We start from the raw sequence: 17,223 nt of genomic DNA, 5'->3' as shown, positions 1-17,223 counted from the left end.
GCGCGAGCGGCGGATGGCGTCCACATCGGGCATATGCGCGATGCGGTTAAAGCCGACAGTTTTGCAGTAACGGTCCACTTCGTCCGTTTCGCGGGACCGGTTGGCGACGCAGCCCGCGAGCCGCACCTTGTAATTGTTCGACTTGGCCTGCACCGCGGCGATAATGCGGTTCATGGCGTAGATGCTGTCGAAATCATTGGCGGTGACGATCAGGGCGCGATCCGCATGTTGCAGAGGGGCCGCAAAGCCACCGCAGACCACGTCGCCCAACACGTCAAAGATCACCACGTCGGTTTCTTCCAGCAGGTGGTGCTGCTTGAGCAGTTTCACGGTTTGGCCAACCACGTAGCCACCGCAACCGGTGCCCGCGGGCGGGCCACCGGCCTCTACGCACATGACGCCATTATAGCCCTCGGTCACGAAATCCTCCGGCCGCAGTTCTTCAGGGTGGAAATCCACTTCCTTGAGAATGTCGATCACCGTGGGCTGCAGATGTCCGGTCAGGGTGAAGGTGCTGTCATGTTTCGGGTCACACCCGATCTGCAACACGCGTTTGCCAAGGTTGGAAAAGGCGGCTGACAGGTTGGACGAGGTGGTCGATTTGCCGATCCCACCTTTGCCATAGACCGAGAACACCTTGGCCCCTTCGATCTTGGCGTCGGCGTCCTGATGCACCTGCACCGATCCTTCGCCGTCTTGCCCGCGCAGAACGGGGGGATTTCTGTCGAGTGGGCTCATACGCCCCTCCTTTCGAATGGGGAGGGATCCCCTGCTTCATTTCGCAAAGAAAACCGCCGCCGGAGGCTCCTGTCATATGTGCTCGCGCATAGGGTCATTCGGCTGCGATCCCTTCGAGCTTGTCCTCAAGCGCATCGGCGGCGTCTTGCAGGGCCGCGAGCGTTTCTGCATCCGGCGCCCAATACTCTCGATCCGAGGCTTCGAGCAGGCGATTGGCCATGCGGCTTGACGCGGTTGGGTTCAGATCGGCCATGCGCTGGCGCATCTCTTCGTCCAGCACAAAGGTTTCCGAGATCCGTTGGTACACCCAGTCATCGACCTGGCCCGTGGTGGCGGACCAGCCAACGGTGTTGGTGATGTGTGCTTCGATCTGGCGGACCCCTTCGGCGCCGTGTTTGAGCAGCCCCTCGAAAAATTTGGGGTTCAGCGCGCGAGACCGTGTTTCCAGCGCCACCTGATCCTTGAGCGTGCGCACCTTGGCGTTGCCGCGCGTCTGATCGCCGATATAGACCGACGCCTCGGACCCGCGAGCGCGTTTGACCGCGCGGGCAATGCCGCCCAGCGTGTCGAAATAGTGGTCGACGGTGGTGACACCGAGCTCGACGGATTCAAGGTTCTGGTAGGCCACCTCGACATCCGCCAGCGCCTTTTGCAGCAGGGCCGGGTTGGCGGCGGATTTGCCATCGACGCCGTAGGCAAAGCTTTTGCGGGTTTCATAGGCATCGGCCAATTCGTCCTCGTCCCCGAAAGCCGAGCTGTCGACCAGTTGGTTCACGTTGGAGCCATAGGCCCCTTCAGCATTTGAGAACACGCGCATGGCAGCGGTGGCGAGGTCGACCCCTTGCGCCTCGCTATAGGCCAGCGCGTGGGCGCGAATGTAGTTCTGATTAAGCGGCTCGTCGGCTTCGGCGCATTTCAGGGCGGCCTCGGCCAGCATGCGGGTTTGCAGGGGCAGCAGGTCACGGAAGATGCCCGAGAGCGTCATGATCACATCGATGCGCGGGCGCCCAAGTTCGGCAAGGGGGATCAGGTCCGCCCCGGCGAGGCGACCAAAGCTGTCAAAGCGTGGGGTGCAGCCCATCAGCGCAAGGGCCTGCGCGATGGGACCGCCATCGGACTTGATGTTGTCCGACCCCCACAGCACCAGCGCGATCGAGCGGGGCAGGGTCGGGTGTGTGTCCAAGAGCAGTTGCGCCTGTTTCATCCCGTCGCGGCAGGCAAAGGCCGTGGGCATGCGGAACGGATCAAAGGCGTGGATGTTGCGGCCCGTGGGCAGAATCTCGGTCGAGCGGATCAGGTCACCGCCGGGGACAGGTTTGATGTAGCGCGCATCCAGGGCGGTCATCAGAGCCGTCAGTTCGGTTTCATTCTGCAACAGCGCATCGACCTGTGCACGCGCGTCATCATCGGCGTGCGGCATCAGGTTCAGGTATTCTTCGCGCGCCGCATCGCTGAGAGGTTGGCCCACCACGTGCAGCCCATCGGGGATCAGCGCGTCTTCGGTTTCCAGCAGCTTGAGCCAGAGCGCGTCAGCGGGGGTGCCGCCCATGTCGACGGCTTCGGCCTGTTCGGCGATCAGGTCTTCGAGTTCTGCCCGCGCGCTGTCGCTCTCATCCATCTCGCGCCAGCGGGTGAGGGAATCCTTCAACTCCGCCAGCCCTTTATAGAGGCCGGATGTTGCCAGCGGTGGCGTGAGGTGTGTGATCGTCACAGCGTTCGAGCGGCGCTTGGCCAGCGACGCCTCGGACGGGTTATTGGCGGCATAAAGATAGATGTTTGGCATCTCGCCAATCAGGCGATCCGGCCAATCCTGTGCCCCGAGCCCCGCCTGCTTGCCTGGCATGAATTCCAGCGCGCCATGCATGCCAAAATGAACGACTGCGTCGGCCTGATAGGTGTTGCGCAGCCACAGATAGAAGGTGGTGAAGGCGTGGGTCGGCGCGAACCCTTTTTCGAACAGAAGGCGCATCGGGTCGCCCTCGTACCCGAACGCGGGCTGGACGCCGACAAAGACATTGCCCAGTTCCTTGCCCAGCACAAACACGCCGCGCCCGTCGGACTGAATGCGGCCCGGGGCCGGACCCCAGACAGCTTCGATGGCGTGCAACGGGGGTGTGCTGCGCACAATGGTATCGGCATCCACGTGGGCTGCGACATTGGCCTCTTGCCCATATTGGGCGGCGTTGCCTTGCAGGACCTGGGTGCGCAGAGCGTCCACGCTGTCGGGCAGATCGACCTGATAGCCGCGCGCCTTCATCGCCTTCAATGTATTGAAAAGGCTTTCAAAAACAGAAAGATAGGCCGCAGTGCCCACCGCACCTGCATTGGGCGGGAAACCAAACAAGACGATGGCGACCTTCTTCTCGGCATTCTTTTTCCGGCGCAGACGGCCCAGGCGCAGGGTCTTCTCGGTAAGGCTTTCGATGCGTTCCGGACAAGGGACCATTGCTTTTGGTTCACCCGCCATGCAGGTGTGGGCGCAGCCATTACATCCTTCGGGCCCAAGCCGCCCGCCAAAGACAGTGGGGCATGTGGCGCCGTCAAGCTCGGGCAGGGCCACGAGCATGGTGGTTTCAATTGGCCCCAGGCCGCCAGTGCTGCCTGCCCACTGGCCCAGCGTCTGGAATTCAAGCGCGTGGGCGGCGAGGTAGGGGACATCGAGGTCAGCTAGCACATCAATGGCCGCTTCGTTGTCATTGTAGGCCGGACCACCGACAAGGCTGAAGCCGGTGAGCGAGACCAGCGCATCGACCTGCCCCTTGAAATAGGCGTCGATGGCCGGGCGGGCATCCAGCCCGCCGGCAAAGGCAGGAAGAACCCGCATCCCACGGGCTTCAAACGCCCGAATGACGCCATCGTAGTGCGCCGTATCGCCCGCCAGCACGTAAGAGCGCAGCATGACGATCCCGACGGTCATCTCGGCATTCTTCGGGCCCGGTATGTCGGCCGCATCCGTCGTGATGCGCGCAGGCAGGTCGGGGTGGTAGAGGCCGGTGTCCGGGTAGTCGATGGGCAGGGCCGCTTCGGGCCGTACCGCCCAGTCGGCAGAGGTGGCGTAGCGGTTCAGCAGGAACTGGATCATCGCCCGCACGTTGTCGTCGGACCCACCCAGCCAGTACTGCATGACCAGGAACCAGGCGCGCAGATCCTGCGCTTTGCCGGGGATGAATTTCAGGATCTTGGGCAGACGGCGCAGCATCTGCATCTTTTTCGCGCCGTCCTCGGTCTTGGGCTTCGACGAGCCGCGCAACCGCTTCATCAGTTTGCCCATGGTCGAAGGCGGGGCTTGCATGTCCAGAGTGCCCATGCGGGTCAGCTTGACCACCTCGGCATCGGCAATGACCCCGACCATTGCGTCGCAGTGATCGCGGCGCGCTTTCAGCGCGGGTAAGATGCGTGCCACATGTTCTTCGAGAAACAGAAGGTTCGAGATGATGATGTCGCCATTCATCACCGCCTCTTCCGCCGCCGTAAAGGCGTCCGGGGATTCACCCCATTCCGCCGCGGCGTGGATTTGCAGATCAAGGCCGGGGTAGTCTTTGGACAAGTCTTCCATTGCGCGCCGGGCAGGGCCAGCGGCGTGGCTGTCCAGCGTGATGATCACCACGCGATATCCGGGCATGCGCCCGTTTATGTGCGTGTCATCGCGCATAATGGGCCTTGGCCTCGTAGAGCGTATCGACAGAAATCTCGGCCACCCCACGTTCGGTGGCAAAGACTTCGGTGTTGCGGCGTGCCTTGCCCCGAACAAAGAAGGGAATCTTCTTCAGTTCTTTCTCGGCGTCGGCCAACCAGATGACTGATCCATCCTTCATTTCGCCAGATAAACCGCGGGGGGAAGCCGCAGGCTGGGGGGCTGGCCCCCCTCCGTCCTCGGGTTTGGGCGCATGACCGCCGTGATGCGAAGGACCGGCGGCATCGTGGAATTCGAAATCCTCGCGGAACATGTGCAAGAGGTGCTCTTCGAGACCCATGACCAGCGGATGCACCCATGTGTCGAAGATCACATTGGCGCCTTCGATCCCCATCTGGGGCGAGTAGCGGGCGGGGAAATCCTGCACGTGCACAGGCGCGGAAATGACGGCGCATGGAATCCCGAGCCGTTTGCCGATATGCCTTTCCATCTGCGTGCCGAGGATCATTTCCGGCTGGAGCGCTTCGATCACGCGCTCGACTTCCAGGTAGTCGTCGGTGATCGTGGCTTCGATGCCTATTTCGCGCGCCTTTGCGCGGACAGGGCGGGCCATTTCGCGGTTGTAGCAGCCCATGCCCACCACTTCGAAGCCCATTTCATCCTGGGTGATGCGGGCGGCGGCCAGCACGTGGGTGCCGTCGCCAAAGAGGAAAACGCGCTTGCCGGTCAGGTAGGTGCTGTCGACCGACTTGGAGTACCAGGGCAGGCGCAGGCGGGAGGTGTCGAGATAGGCGTCCTTGCCGGTGATCTTGGCGACTTCGTCGATAAAGTCGCGCGTGGCACCGACGCCGATGGGTACTGTCTTTGTATAGGGTTGTCCAAGGTCCCGCTCCATCCAGCGCGCGGCACTTTCTGCGGTTTCGGGATACATCAGGACGTTAAAATGCGCGGCCCCCATTTGGGTGATGTCTTGGGGAGACGAAGTCATGGGGGCCACGACATTGACGCTGATGCCCATGTCGGACAGCAGCGTTGTCACTTCCTGGATGTCGTCGCGATGACGAAATCCAAGGGCGGTGGGACCGATCAGGTTGGCGGTGATCTGCTTGGTCCGTTCCATTGGACGGGCCAGTGTTTTGACGATCTGGAAGAAGGTCTCGTCCGCGCCAAAATTTTCCTTGCGTTGGTAGCTTGGCAGCTCTAGCGGGATTGTGGGGACGGGCAGGCCCATGGTTTCAGCCATGCCGCCGGGGTCGTCCTGGATCAGTTCGGCGGTGCAGGAGGCGCCGACGATGATCGCTTGCGGCTGGAAGCGGTCATAGGCGTCTTGTGCTGCCTGTTTGAACAGGTTGGCGGTGTCCGCGCCAAGATCGCGGGCCTGGAAGGTGGTGTAGGTGACCGGTGGGCGGTGGTCGCGCCGCTCGATCATCGTAAACAGCAGGTCGGCATAGGTGTCGCCTTGCGGCGCGTGTAGCACGTAGTGCAGGCCTTTCATACCAGTGGCTACGCGCATGGCGCCGACATGGGGCGGGCCCTCATATGTCCAGACGGTGAGCTTCATTGCGGTTGTGCGTGGGGGCCAGCCCCCACACCCCCGCGGTTTTCCTGGCGAAATGAAGAGGGATCGTTTTCCAGTTTCAGGAGATCGGCGCGGCGGATGGGACGGGAGAAGAGGCCCGCGAGGTCACCGGCCTGTTCGTAGAAGTGGACAGGTGTAAAGACGAGTTCGATGGCCCATTTGGTGGCGAGCCCTTCGGCCTCCAGTGGGTTGGCGAGGCCGAGGCCGCACACCGTGAGGTCTGGTTTGGCCGCCTTGGCGCGGTCAAGTTGCAGGTCGACGTCCTGGCCTTCGGAGAGTGTTGGCCCTTCGGCCAGCAGGTCAAGGTCTGGCCCAACGATGCCTTTATGGATGAAAGGTGCGCCGACTTCGATGGCGTCCATCCCGCATTCGCGGGTGAGGAAGCGGGCCAGTGGGATTTCGAGCTGGCTGTCGGGGAAGAAGAAAATGGATTTGCCGTTCAGCGTCTCTGCCGCCTGGGCGATCGCCTTGCGGGCGCGGGCGCGGGGGGCGGCTGTGACCTTTTCGAAAAGGGTCGGGGAGACACCAAACTCTGCCGCGATGGCGGCGAGCCACTGTGTTGTCCCTTCTTCACCGAAAGGGAAGGGGGCTGGGATGTGCCGTGCGCCGCGACGGGTGAGCGCATCGTGCGTGTCGCCTAGGAACGGTTGGGTGAGGGCATAGACCGTGTTGGGTCCGACGGCGAGATCGCCGTCGGCACGCGGCGCTGGCAGGACCTTGATTGGACCGATGCCCATCGCTTCCAACAAGCCGATGGCTTGTTCTTCGACCACGTCGGGCAGAGCGCCGACCAGCAGGAGTTGCCGATCGTCCGTTTTGGGCAGCACGGGGACCATGGAGGCGAGGCAGGCGTCTTCGCCCTGCGTGAACGTCGTTTCGATACCGGAACCGGAGAAGTTCAGCACCCGGACCGAAGGGGCATGGCGCTGTGTCATGCGCTCTGCCGCTTTGGCGAGATCCAGCTTGATCACTTCGGACGGGCAGGAGCCGACAAGGAAGAGCTGTCGGATGTCGGGGCGCCGAGCCAGCAGTTCGTCCACCACCTTGTCCAGTTCGTCCTGCGCGTTGGCAAGACCGGCGAGGTCGGTCTCTTCGAGGATCGCGGTGCCGAAGCGCGGTTCGGCGAAGATCATGACGCCGGCCGCCGATTGCAGCAGATGGGCGCAGGTGCGGCTGCCGATCACCAGAAAGAACGCGTCCTGCATCTTGCGGTGCAGCCAGATGATGCCGGTGAGGCCACAAAACACCTCGCGTTGGCCGCGCTGTTTGAGAATCGGTGTCTCGCGGCAGCCACCTGCCGTTGGGAGGCGCGGAAGCTCGGTCATGCCGGTGCCTCTTGCGGTGCGGAGGCCTGCAATCGGGCCGCGCGCAACTTGAGCACGAATTGGGCTGCGTTGATGACGTAGGCGCCGTAGGCGGCGAGGGCCAGCCACATGAGCGGCACCGGGTCCAGAGCGCCGGAGAACAGCGCCCAGAGATAGGCCGTGTGCAGTGCGATCACCAGGAAGGAAAACACGTCTTCCCAAAAAAAGGCAGGCGCCAGAAGATATTGGCCGAAAACGACTTTTTCCCAAATCGCTCCTGTGATCATGATCAGGTAGAGCACGCCCGTTTTGATGACGATGGACCATGTGGCGGCGGCGTATCCTTCGCCGGTGGACAGGTAGCGAAGGACCAGCGCCAGAGAGACCAGAAACACCACGAATTGCAGCGGTGCGAGGATGCCCTGAACCGGGGTCCAGATGGTGGCATCCCGGCGCGCGCGTTCCTCGGCCGTATAGAGCCCGATCGGTGCTGCATTTGGGGGTGTCCGGGTGGACATTGTGTAGCGCCTCTCCCTTTGCGTCACGGGATCAGCGTATCTGTTGGGAGTGAAAAGTGTCAATTATAACTTACACTCTGCCTGTCATCTTCGCGCGCTGCTGTTGATCGCATTAATCCGTATGGGTGTGAAAAAGCCCCGTTTTTCCGGCATAAGCACCGTTGCTCCGCGGTGTAGGCATGGCTCTGACGTGGTTTTGATGTCAAATTGAGTTGACATTATGTGTGTTCAGGCAGACACTTTTCTTGTTTTCACGGCTCTGACGCGCCAGAACCGTTCATTGCGTTCACACGGATCGAGGTAATCCATGACGCATGACGACCCATTTGGCACACCCCGTCTCACGTACGGGCGCAACTACGACCACGAGTCGTTGGCCAGTGAGGTCATCTCTATCCTCAAAGATCGTCAAGTCGTTGGGCCCTCGGGGGCACGGCAGATTGCCGTCGACTACCTGGTGCGCTCCGTTCTGTCTGATGGCCATTTCGATGCAACGCTGGTGCTGGAGGAGTTGAGCACCTATCGCCTGACCCATGATGCGCTGATTGATCTGTATATTCCCAAGGCCGCAGAATATCTGGGTGCGCAATGGATGACATCAGACCTGGACTTCGCCACGGTCACGGTGGGGTCGTTGCGTTTGCAAGCGCTGCTGGGTGTTGCGGCGCATGGGCTGACGCGCGAGCCGGTTGATCATAACAACGTTCTGCATGCATTGGTGATCGTTCCTGAGCGCGAGCAGCATTTCCTGGGAGCCAGTGTCGTGGCCGCGCAGCTGCGCCGGTTGGGCTGTGATGTCAGTTTGTCGATCAACGAAGCAACCGACCAGATTCTTGCCAGAGTTGAATATGATCGGCCCGACATGATTCTGTTCTCCTGTGCGCGGGCGGCGGGCCTTGAAACCGCATGGGGAACGGTTAAAAAGATAAGAGAAGCAAGTGATATGAGTCCCGTGTTGGCCATAGGTGGCGCGTATTCCGGGATCAACGAGCAAATAGTAGAGCAAACAGGCGTCGATCTTGTGACGAATACGGCAAAAGATGTTGTTGGCTTCACGACGAAGCGCAAGAAGGCATTGGCCCGTAGATGACAACTGACGGAAGCAGTTTTTGGACAAGCGGCGCTGTCCCGCTCATTGAGCCTGAGTTTCTGAGCAGCATTATTGCAGCCGCTTCTGACATTGCCCTGGTTGTGTCTGCTGAAGGCACGATCCTGTCAGTGCTGTTGAACGACCTGGATGACAGCTTTGGCAACCTGAACCATTGGGAAGGTCGGCCTGTTGTCGAGTTTCTGACCGAAGAGAGCATTGAAAAGTTCCAGCATGCGCATGACGCGTATATGTCGGGGCAGCCGCCAAAAAAGCCGCTTGAGTTGAACCACAGCGACAATGCCGTGTGGCAATATCCTGTGCGCTACACATTCCACCGCTTTGGACAAGAGAATGCGGTCTTGCTGTTGGGTCGTGACCTGCGCCCCATTGCCGAGACACAGCAGCAGTTGGTGCAGGCCCAGATTGCGCTTGAGCAGGGATACGAGGCCAGCCGCGAGTTTGATGCACGCTATCGCGTGGTCATGTCGAATGTGGATGATGCCGTTGTCTTCGTGTCGGTGCAGACCGGGCGGATCGAGGATGCAAATGCCCGCGCTGCTGCGCTATTGGGTCTGAAGCCGGATACGCTTGTGGGGGCTGCCCTTGCCAGCATGTTCAAGGACCGGTCCGGAGTAGAACTGACCGAAAGCCTGATGAATGCCACCCTGACCGACGATGGCGCCCCAGTTTCGGTGCGTACGTCGCGGACACATCAAACCATTGATTTGTATCCGACCCTGTTCCGCGCCGCCGGGCAGCGCGTTCTGATGTGTCGGCTTGCCGGAGCCGAGGCGGTTGCGTCAAACACGGATTCGGCCTCCAATCATGCGGTTTCGCTGTTCCGGGGCACAACCGACGCCATCGTCTTTATGGATCCGCGCGGCACAACATTATCGGTCAACGATGCCTTTTTGGATCTGGTTGGCGCGACCCATCTGTCGGATGTTGTGGGGCAGTCACTGGCCGAGTATCTGGCCCGCGGCCAGATTGATCTGGGTGTTCTGCTGGAGAATGCGGCCCGCACCGGGCAGATGCGTGTCTACGCCACCCGCCTTGTGAATGATCTGGGCGCGCGCGTCCCTGTCGAAGTGTCCGCCACCGCGCTTGAGGATGCCGAGAACCCCGCCGTGGCGCTGATCATGCGTGATGTCAGCCGTCTGGAAGGTGTGCGCAAGGTCGAAAGCAGCGGCGGGCCGAGCATGCCGGAGCCTGGGCGCAACGTGATGGACCTGATCGGCTCCGCGTCGCTGAAAGAGATCGTGGCTGAGACGACCGATGTGGTCGAGAAGATGTGCATTGAAACGGCCGTCAACCTGACCCGTAACAACCGTGTTGCCGCGGCCGAGATGTTGGGACTGTCTCGGCAGTCGCTCTATGTCAAGCTGCGCAAATATGGGCTGCTGAGCAAGAACGGCTAGCCTGCTGCAACCCTTGCACCGACTCAAAGTGTCAGCCATAGTTGACACATGGATGTCAGCCACTCTTTACCTGCGCGCCGATTTCCCGAGCCTGCGGCGGCCCTGCGTCTGATCAAACCGATCACGTGGTTTCCGCCGATGTGGGCCTATCTGTGTGGGGTTATCTCGTCCGGCGCATCGCCGGTGGGGCAGTGGTATCTGGTTTTGCTGGGCGTGCTTCTGGCGGGCCCAATCGTATGTGGGATGAGCCAAGCCGCGAATGACTGGTGCGACCGTCACGTGGACGCCATTAACGAACCTGGTCGCCCGATCCCGTCGGGCCGTATCCCGGGCCGGTGGGGGCTTTGGATCGCCTTGGCAATGTCGGCGCTGTCCTTGTTTGTCGGCTGGCAGTTGGGACCGTGGGGCTTTGCCGCGACCATCGCGGGCGTGGTGGCTGCGTGGGCCTATTCGGCTGAACCCGTCCGCCTGAAGCGGTCTGGCTGGTGGGGTCCGGGCCTTGTTGGCCTGAGCTATGAGACGTTGCCGTGGATCACAGGTGCTGCCGTGCTGAGTGCGGGTGCACCGCGCGGCGAGGTGTTGCTGGTGGCGCTCCTCTACGGGGTGGGCGCGCATGGCATTATGACCCTGAATGATTTCAAGGCATTGGAAGGCGACCGGCAGATGGGGGTCAATTCCCTGCCTGTCACCGTGGGTCCGCGGCGCGCGGCACAGGTGGCCTGTGCCGTGATGGCCGCACCCCAGGCGGTTGTGATTGCACTGCTGGCTCTTTGGGATCGACCCGCCCACGCGGCGGGGGTTGCATTGGTGCTGGTGCTGCAGTTCTGGGCCATGCGCATCATGTTCCGCGACCCCAAGGCGAAAGCGCCCTGGTACAACGGCACGGGTGTGCTGCTGTATGTGTCCGGCATGATGGTGGCCGCTTTTGCGTTGCGGGGGCTGGCATGATTGCCGGTTGGGGCATGCTGGTGCGGCTGTGCTTGGTCAATGCGGCCATCGGCGGCCTTGCCGCGCTGCCCGTGAACCTGTTCAACCGGTTGATGACGGTGGAGCTGGCGTTGCCCGCACTGCTGCCCGGTCTACTGGTTGCCCTGCATTACGGTGTGCAATTGACCCGACCTGTCTGGGGTCATCGGTCAGATGTGAAAGGCGGTCGGACTCCCTTCATCCTTGGCGGAATTGCAGTTGTCGCCTTGGGCGTGACCGGTGCGGCGTGGGGCATATTGCTTGCCGAGACCTCGGTGCCCTTGGCGCTGGCCGTTTGGCTTTTGTCCTATGCCGCCATTGGCCTCGGGATCGGAGCGGCGGGTACATCCTTCCTTGCTTTGCTGGCATGCGTAACCGGGCCGCGCAAAGGGGCAGGGGCGACGCTGGCGTGGCTCTTGCTGATCGCGGGCGCCATCTTTGCCTCTGTCGGGACCGGCATTGCGTTGGAGCCTTACAGCCCGGATCGGTTGGTTTGGGTCGTGGCGGCGGTGTGCTGCATTGCGTTTTTGCTTTGCGTCATTGCTACGGTCGGCGTGGAAAGCCACGCATCCTTTGAGCATGTCGCGGATGACACGCCCCTTGTTGCGGCGTTGAAACGCACCTGGGCCGATCCGGTGGCGCGCCGTTTCACGGGGTTCGTGTTCCTATCAATACTGGCGTTCTATCTGTCCGAACTGATTTTTGAGCCCTTTGCCGGACATGTCCATGGGCTGAGCCCCGAGGACAGCACCAAATTGTCGGGGGGCAAGGATGGGGCCGCCCTGTTGGGGATGATCGCGGCGGGTGTCCTGTCGCATCTGCGGATTGGCAGTTTGCGGTTCTGGGCGGTGACCGGCTGTGTGCTGTCGGCATTTGGTCTGCTGGGTTTGGGCGCCGGTCTGCCGCTGGTCCCGTCAACGGTTGTGCTGGGTTTGGGCAATGGGCTGTTTGTCGTTGGTGCGGTTGGGTCGATGATGCAGCTGGCCGCAGCGCATGCGCGCAACACTGGCACCCGCATGGGGGTCTTCGGGGCAGCGCAGGCCATCGCTGCTGGATTGGCAGGCTTGGTGGCAACGGGCATGCTGGACCTGACCCGTTTGATCCTGCCCGATGCCGCCGCCTACGGCACGGTTTTCACATTCGAGGCGGCCCTGTTCCTGTGCGCCGCCTTGGTCGCGTCCCGCGTGATGCGGGCGACAGAGACCACTGACGCAACCTTGGTTCCGGGGGAGTAATTCAATGTATGACGTCGTTGTTGTGGGCGGGGGACCGTCCGGCGCCACCGCAGCTGAGGATCTGGTGCGGTCGGGCCATTCCGTTGCCCTGCTGGACCGCGAGGGGCGGATCAAACCCTGTGGCGGGGCCATACCCCCACGGCTGATGCAGGACTTTCATATCGGGGAAGAGCAGTTGCTGACCAAGGTCACGACAGCCCGCATGATTTCCCCGACGGGTCGCCGCGTCGATATTCCGATCGAGAACGGCTTTGTCGGTATGGTGGATCGCAAGGATTTTGATCCATTTCTGCGACAGCGCGCCGTTGATGCGGGAGCCGCGTATTTCACTGGTACATTCGTCCGTATCGACCGACCCGATGGAAGCCCGGTGGTGGTCTACCGCGACAAGGAAACGCAGGAGCATCGCGAACTGCCCTGCAAGCTGGTGATCGGGGCAGATGGGGCCAAGTCCCGCGTGGGGCAAGCCGAGGTCGAGGGTGCGGACAAGGTGCCGCTTGTTTTTGCCTATCACGAAATCATCAAGGCCCCGGAGGCGACGGATACCTATGATCCGATGCGCTGTGACGTGATCTATGATGGGTCCATATCGCCCGATTTCTATGGCTGGGTGTTTCCACATGGCGGTACAACAAGCGTCGGAATGGGGTCGGAACAGTCGTCCGTGAACCTCAAGGAAGCGACTGCGGCACTGCGCGTGGCATCCGGTCTGGATGGGTGCGAGACATTGCGCAAGGAAGGTGCGCCAATCCCCCTGAAGCCGATGGACCGGTGGGACAATGGCAAGGATGTTGTTCTGGCCGGAGACGCGGCTGGTGTCGTGGCCCCATCCTCGGGTGAGGGCATCTATTATGCGATGGTCGGGGGCCGGGTTGCTGCGACGGCTTGTGCGGCGACGCTTGCGTCGGGCCGGGCCAAGGACCTGAAACTGGCGCGCAAGCTGTTCATGCGCGAGCACAAAACCGTGTTCCGGGTTCTGGCGTCGATGCAGAATGCGTATTACCGCAGTGACGACCGGCGCGAACGCTTTGTGTCACTTTGTCACGACATAGATGTGCAGCGTCTGACGTTCGAAGCGTATATGAACAAGAAGCTGGTCAAGGCACGCCCGATGGCGCACCTGAAGATTGGGGTCAAAAACCTTGCTCATTTGACCGGTCTGGTGAAGGCGAACCACGTATGACGATCATGATCCCTGCCTGGGTCGACGGCGCGTTGACCCCGGTGGAAAAACTGGAGGCACATCAACGCGGGTTGAAGCACAAGGCCGTGTCGGTCTTCGTTGTGCGGGGCACCGAGGTGTTGTTGCAGCAACGCGCGATTGGCAAGTATCACACGCCGGGCCTGTGGGCGAACACCTGTTGCACGCATCCGGAATGGGACGAAGCGCCTTCGGTATGCGCAGCACGCCGCCTAAATGAAGAGTTGGGCGTGACTGGCGTGCCGCTCGAGCATCGCCACCATCTGGAGTACCGCGCCGATGTGGGCGATGGGTTGATTGAGCATGAGGTGGTCGAGGTCTATCTGGGCCACGCCCGGGGCGATCTACGTGTTGCGCCGAACCCGGATGAGGTCATGGCATATAAATGGGTCGACTATCACGACCTGATGGCCATGGTGGCCCGTCACCCGGATCGCTTCACCCCATGGCTGCGCATCTATCTGGCTGACCACGCCGACACGATCTTTGGCGCTGATCTGGCGCAGGCCGCGCGCGTGTGAGTACCGAGATTTATCTTTTGTACCTCGCGGCTGTTGCCGTGTTCTTTGCCACGCCGCCTGACACGAGCCAGCTTCTGATCATTGCAAATGCGATGAAGCACGGGCTGCGCCGATCTATCTGGGTGATTACCGGTGATCTGAGCGCCAATGTGATCCAGATGACAGCTGCCGCTTTTGGTCTTGCCGCTGTCATCGCCACGTCAGCCGCGGCCTTCACCGTCATCAAGTGGTTGGGGGTGGCATATCTGGTCTGGATCGGGCTGCGTATGATGATGTCCCGTGGCGGAGGTGCGCGGGGGCGTGCGGATGGCGCTGCCCATCCTGTGCGACTTTTTCGTCTTGGGTTAATAACCTCAATGACCAACCCCTTCGCCGTTGTTTTCTTTGCCGCCCTGTTCCCGCAGTTCATTACCGTTGACGCACCGATCCTGCCGCAGCTCGTCATTCTTGGTGCCACCTATCTGGTCGTGGACGGGGCGACCCTGTTGTTGTGGGGCTGGGCCGGGGACCGGGTGGCCGCCCGTTTTGCACAGCGATCCATGACGGCCATCAACCGGGTGTGCGGTGGCCTTATGATCGGGGCGGCTGTTCTGCTCGGCCTCAAGGACATCACGCCGCAACGTTAACGCTAACGATTGATCACTGCCTACTATGGTTTTAAGAGGACTCCGTACCCATCCGGAGGACGCGGGCGTGTCGGACGACAAAATCTATGATCTGTTTGTGATTGGTGGCGGCATCAATGGCGCCGGGATTGCCCGCGACGCGTCGGGCCGTGGCCTGAGTGTTGCCTTGGCCGAGGCTGGCGATCTGGGGGGTGCGACGTCGAGCGCGTCGACAAAGCTGTTTCATGGTGGTCTGCGCTATCTCGAGTTCTTCGAGTTCGGGCTGGTGAAGTCAGCCTTGAAAGAGCGCGAGGTGCTGCTGAAGGCGATGCCGCATATCAGCTGGCCCATGCGTTTTGTCCTGCCCTACGCCCCCGACATGCGGTTCGACAGCGACACGCCGACCTCGCGTTTGCTGCGTATGACCATGCCCTGGATCGAGAAGGGGCGGCGGCCTGCGTGGCTCGTCCGTTTGGGCCTGTTTCTCTATGACAATCTGGGCGGTCGGGAAATCCTGCCGGGCACCAAAACGCTGGACCTGACCACTGCGCCCGAGGGCAAGGGCCTGAAGTCACGGTTCAAGATGGCCTATGAATATAGTGACTGCTGGGTCGAGGATTCACGGCTGGTCATGCTGAACGCCCGCGATGCCGAAGCGCGGGGTGCCACGATACTGACCCGCTGCGCGGTCAAACAGGCCACGCGGGACGGCGATACGTGGCGGATCGAGACCGAGAAGGGCACCTATCGCGCCAAGGCCCTGGTCAACGCGGGTGGCCCTTGGGTCGCGGACATTCTGACCGGTGTGATGCGGCAAAACTCGCAGCACAACATCCGGCTGGTGCGCGGTTCGCACATCGTGACCAAACGGCTCTATGATCACGACAAGGCGTATTTCTTTCAGGGCACCGATGGCCGGATCATTTTTGCCATTCCCTATGAGCAGGATTTTACCCTGATTGGCACCACCGATGCCGAACATACGGATGCGGATACAAAGCCCGCGATCACCGATGAAGAACGTGACTACCTGTGCGCTTTCGCCACCGAGTATTTCGAAAAGCCAGTGACGCCCGAAGATGTGGTCTGGACCTATTCCGGTGTGCGGCCTCTCTATGACGATGGCGCATCTTCGGCCACGGCGGCGACGCGGGATTATGTGCTGGCGCTGGATGACAACGGCCCTCCCGTGCTGAGCGTCTTTGGCGGCAAGATCACAACCTATCGGAAGCTGGCAGAGAAGGCGCTGGCCAAGATGGAATTTGGCGAGGCATGGACCGCTGGTGTGGCTTTGCCGGGCGGGGATTTCAAGGTGGCCGAGGTGGGGTCGCTGACATCGAAGCTGATGGCCGACTACCCGTTCCTCGACCAGAAATGGGCCGGGCGCCTGATCCGGGCATACGGCACCGAAGCGTGGAACGTGCTGGGCAATGCCAAATCAGCGGAAGAACTTGGGCCTGCTTTCGGTGCCACGTTGACCGGCGCCGAACTCAAATGGATGATGACCCGCGAATACGCGGTGGCGGGCGATGACGCATTGTGGCGGCGGACCAAACTTGGTTTGCGCCTGAGTGCGGAAGAGCGCACCGCCGTGGACGACTGGATGAAGGAAAACGCTGCATGACCCATATTCTTGCCATTGATCAGGGCACGACGTCCTCGCGTGCGATTGTGTTTGACGGGACCATGCAGCCTGTCGCCTCGGCGCAGGAGGAATTCACGCAGCATTTCCCGAACAGTGGGTGGGTGGAACACGAACCCGCCGATCTGTGGGCCACTGTGCAATCGACCTGCAAGGCGGCCATGGATAAGGCGGGTCTTGGGGCAGGGGACATTGCCGCGATCGGCATCACCAACCAGCGCGAGACAACCGTGATCTGGGACGCGGAAACAGGTGAGCCGTTGCACAACGCCATCGTCTGGCAGGACCGCCGCACGGCACAGATGTGCGAAGGATTGCGGGCAGACGGGCATGGCGATCAGGTGACGGCGATCACGGGCCTGCTTCTTGATCCCTATTTCTCGGCCACCAAGGTGAAATGGATCCTTGATCAGCATGAAGGATCACGGCATCGGGCCAGGGCGGGCAAGCTGCTGTTCGGCACGGTCGACAGCTTCCTGATTTGGCACATGACAGGCCGCACGGCCCATGTCACCGATGCGACCAATGCCGCACGCACGATGCTTTACGACATCCACAAGGGCGCCTGGAGCCCCGAGATGTGCGCCATGCTCGACATTCCGATGGAGATGCTGCCCGAGGTCCGCGATTGCGCATCTGACTTTGGCGTGACGGATTTGCTGGGTGGCGAGACGCCAATTTATGGTGTGGCGGGCGACCAGCAAGCGGCGACCATTGGGCAGGCTTGTTTCGAGCCAGGCATGCTGAAATCGACCTATGGCACGGGCTGCTT

The 17,223-nt window shown here is 61.4% G+C and carries 14 protein-coding genes; 9 read left to right on the top strand and 5 right to left on the bottom strand.

Annotated elements, in window-relative coordinates:
- From bchL to bchF, 5 genes are all read right to left on the bottom strand, one after another.
- Positions 1 to 738: ferredoxin:protochlorophyllide reductase (ATP-dependent) iron-sulfur ATP-binding protein (gene bchL, locus AC6RA8_RS15345; protein WP_500353662.1), on the bottom strand; the 738-nt coding region annotated here is incomplete at its 3' end.
- A 94-nt stretch (positions 739 to 832) separates the two neighbouring features.
- Positions 833 to 4,390, bottom strand: a complete 3,558-nt coding sequence (locus AC6RA8_RS15340) for a magnesium chelatase subunit H (RefSeq protein ID WP_500353660.1) — start codon at positions 4,388 to 4,390, stop codon at positions 833 to 835.
- A complete protein-coding gene (gene bchB / locus AC6RA8_RS15335; protein ID WP_500353658.1) occupies positions 4,380 to 5,933 on the bottom strand; it encodes a ferredoxin:protochlorophyllide reductase (ATP-dependent) subunit B in 1,554 nt (517 codons plus the stop codon). The genes AC6RA8_RS15340 and bchB overlap by 11 nt, the downstream gene beginning before the upstream one ends.
- Positions 5,930 to 7,276: a ferredoxin:protochlorophyllide reductase (ATP-dependent) subunit N gene (locus AC6RA8_RS15330; protein ID WP_500353657.1), complete on the bottom strand. Its 1,347-nt coding sequence runs from the start codon at positions 7,274 to 7,276 to the stop codon at positions 5,930 to 5,932. Before AC6RA8_RS15330 ends, bchB begins: the two co-directional genes overlap by 4 nt.
- Positions 7,273 to 7,773: a 2-vinyl bacteriochlorophyllide hydratase gene (gene bchF, locus AC6RA8_RS15325; RefSeq protein ID WP_500353656.1), complete on the bottom strand. Its 501-nt coding sequence runs from the start codon at positions 7,771 to 7,773 to the stop codon at positions 7,273 to 7,275. The genes AC6RA8_RS15330 and bchF overlap by 4 nt, the downstream gene beginning before the upstream one ends.
- Before the next feature lie 307 nt (positions 7,774 to 8,080).
- Here bchF and AC6RA8_RS15320 point away from each other — a divergent pair, with 307 nt between their 5' ends.
- The 9 genes from AC6RA8_RS15320 to AC6RA8_RS15280 form a co-directional block, all read left to right on the top strand.
- Positions 8,081 to 8,863 carry a cobalamin B12-binding domain-containing protein gene (locus AC6RA8_RS15320; protein WP_500353654.1) on the top strand — a complete coding sequence of 261 codons (783 nt, stop codon included), beginning with the start codon at positions 8,081 to 8,083 and terminating at the stop codon, positions 8,861 to 8,863.
- Positions 8,860 to 10,281: a transcriptional regulator PpsR gene (ppsR, locus tag AC6RA8_RS15315; protein WP_500353653.1), complete on the top strand. Its 1,422-nt coding sequence runs from the start codon at positions 8,860 to 8,862 to the stop codon at positions 10,279 to 10,281. The genes AC6RA8_RS15320 and ppsR overlap by 4 nt, the downstream gene beginning before the upstream one ends.
- A gap of 48 nt (positions 10,282 to 10,329) precedes the next feature.
- Entirely contained in the window at positions 10,330 to 11,229 is a 900-nt protein-coding gene (gene chlG, locus AC6RA8_RS15310; RefSeq protein WP_500353651.1) for a chlorophyll synthase ChlG, read from the top strand.
- Positions 11,226 to 12,482, top strand: a complete 1,257-nt coding sequence (locus AC6RA8_RS15305; protein ID WP_500353650.1) for a PucC family protein — start codon at positions 11,226 to 11,228, stop codon at positions 12,480 to 12,482. The genes chlG and AC6RA8_RS15305 overlap by 4 nt, the downstream gene beginning before the upstream one ends.
- A 4-nt stretch (positions 12,483 to 12,486) precedes the next feature.
- Positions 12,487 to 13,665, top strand: coding sequence for a geranylgeranyl diphosphate reductase (locus AC6RA8_RS15300; protein ID WP_500353648.1), 1,179 nt, complete (start codon positions 12,487 to 12,489; stop codon positions 13,663 to 13,665).
- Positions 13,662 to 14,204, top strand: a complete 543-nt coding sequence (gene idi, locus AC6RA8_RS15295) for an isopentenyl-diphosphate Delta-isomerase (protein ID WP_500353647.1) — start codon at positions 13,662 to 13,664, stop codon at positions 14,202 to 14,204. Before AC6RA8_RS15300 ends, idi begins: the two co-directional genes overlap by 4 nt.
- Complete coding sequence (locus tag AC6RA8_RS15290) at positions 14,201 to 14,830, top strand: LysE family translocator (protein WP_500353645.1); 630 nt, start codon at positions 14,201 to 14,203, stop codon at positions 14,828 to 14,830. Before idi ends, AC6RA8_RS15290 begins: the two co-directional genes overlap by 4 nt.
- 25 nt (positions 14,831 to 14,855) lie before the next feature.
- On the top strand, positions 14,856 to 16,433 hold the full coding sequence (glpD, locus tag AC6RA8_RS15285; RefSeq protein ID WP_500353643.1) for a glycerol-3-phosphate dehydrogenase: 1,578 nt from the start codon (positions 14,856 to 14,858) through the stop codon (positions 16,431 to 16,433).
- Positions 16,430 to 17,223, top strand: a 794-nt coding sequence (locus tag AC6RA8_RS15280; protein WP_500353641.1) for an FGGY family carbohydrate kinase, incomplete at its 3' end; no start/stop codon positions are given. The genes glpD and AC6RA8_RS15280, both read left to right, overlap by 4 nt.

The organism is Tateyamaria sp. (assembly GCF_059783535.1).
This window is presented reverse-complemented; position numbering and strand designations above follow the sequence as displayed.

Coding starts and splice junctions, on each gene's coding strand:
- AC6RA8_RS15320 (WP_500353654.1), top strand. CDS start 8,081: ATGACGCATGACGACCCATTTGGCACACCCCGTCTCACGTACGGGCGC.
- AC6RA8_RS15305 (WP_500353650.1), top strand. CDS start 11,226: ATGATTGCCGGTTGGGGCATGCTGGTGCGGCTGTGCTTGGTCAATGCG.
- glpD (WP_500353643.1), top strand. CDS start 14,856: ATGGTTTTAAGAGGACTCCGTACCCATCCGGAGGACGCGGGCGTGTCG.
- AC6RA8_RS15300 (WP_500353648.1), top strand. CDS start 12,487: ATGTATGACGTCGTTGTTGTGGGCGGGGGACCGTCCGGCGCCACCGCA.
- AC6RA8_RS15340 (WP_500353660.1), bottom strand. CDS start 4,390: ATGCGCGATGACACGCACATAAACGGGCGCATGCCCGGATATCGCGTG.
- bchF (WP_500353656.1), bottom strand. CDS start 7,773: ATGTCCACCCGGACACCCCCAAATGCAGCACCGATCGGGCTCTATACG.
- bchB (WP_500353658.1), bottom strand. CDS start 5,933: ATGAAGCTCACCGTCTGGACATATGAGGGCCCGCCCCATGTCGGCGCC.
- AC6RA8_RS15330 (WP_500353657.1), bottom strand. CDS start 7,276: ATGACCGAGCTTCCGCGCCTCCCAACGGCAGGTGGCTGCCGCGAGACA.
- ppsR (WP_500353653.1), top strand. CDS start 8,860: ATGACAACTGACGGAAGCAGTTTTTGGACAAGCGGCGCTGTCCCGCTC.
- chlG (WP_500353651.1), top strand. CDS start 10,330: ATGGATGTCAGCCACTCTTTACCTGCGCGCCGATTTCCCGAGCCTGCG.
- idi (WP_500353647.1), top strand. CDS start 13,662: ATGACGATCATGATCCCTGCCTGGGTCGACGGCGCGTTGACCCCGGTG.